Here is a 1,028-nt window from a genome sequence, read left to right as displayed (position 1 = left end):
TCCTCGTCGCTGACCGCGATCCACGAGGCGTGCGAGCACCTCCTGCGCGACGACTGCGAGATGGCCTTCGCCGGCGGGGTGAACCTGTACCTGCACCCGGCCAACTACGCGATGATGTGCAGCAGCCGCATGCTCTCGGCGAGCGGGCGCTGCCACAGCTTCGGCGCGGACGGCGATGGCTTCGTCCCGGGCGAGGGGGTGGGCGTGGCGCTGCTCAAGCCGCTGGCCCGGGCCGAGGCGGACGGCGACGCGATCCACGGGGTGATCCGCGCCACGGCGATCAACCACGACGGCAAGACCAACGGCTACACGGTGCCCAACCCGCTGGCCCAGCGCGACCTGATCGCCACGGCGCTGGCCCGGGCCGGGATACCGGCGCGGGCGGTGAGCTACGTGGAGGCGCACGGCACGGGCACGCAGCTGGGCGATCCGATCGAGATCACCGGGCTGACCCAGGCTTTCGCCACGGAAGACCGGCAGTTCTGCGCGATCGGCTCGGCGAAGTCGAACATCGGCCACTGCGAGAGCGCGGCGGGGATCGCCGGACTGACCAAGGTGCTGCTGCAGATGCGTCACGGGCAGCTGGTGCCGAGCCTGCATGCGGCGACGACGAACCCGAACATCGATTTCGCGGCCACGCCGTTCCGGGTGCAGCGCACGCTGGCCGATTGGCCGCGCCCGCGGCTGACGGTGGACGGGCAGGAGCGGGACTACCCACGAGTGGCGGGGATCTCCTCGTTCGGCGCCGGCGGCGCGAACGCGCACGTGATCGTCGAGGAATACGTGGCGGCGGCGGTCGCGCCGATCGCGGTGACGGCGGCGCGGCCGGCGCTGGTGCTGCTCTCGGCGCGCACGGCGGACGCATTGCGCGAGCGCGCGGCGCAGCTGCTGGCGGCGGGCGAGCGCGAGGGCTGGACGGACACGGACCTGGCCGACGTGGCGTACACCCTGCAGGTGGGCCGCGAGGCGATGGAACACCGGCTGGGCTTCACCGCCACGTCGATGGCCGCGCTGCGGGCGAGCCTGCA

1 protein-coding gene is annotated in these 1,028 nt (G+C 73.0%); it reads left to right on the top strand.

The annotated features are described in order from the left end of the window. Positions 1-1,028: beta-ketoacyl synthase N-terminal-like domain-containing protein (locus JNG39_RS21100; RefSeq protein WP_368313928.1), on the top strand; the 1,028-nt coding region annotated here is incomplete at both ends.

It is taken from the genome of Luteibacter sp. CQ10 (genome assembly GCF_040900725.1).
Classification (GTDB): Bacteria; Pseudomonadota; Gammaproteobacteria; order Xanthomonadales; family Rhodanobacteraceae; genus Luteibacter.
This window is presented reverse-complemented; position numbering and strand designations above follow the sequence as displayed.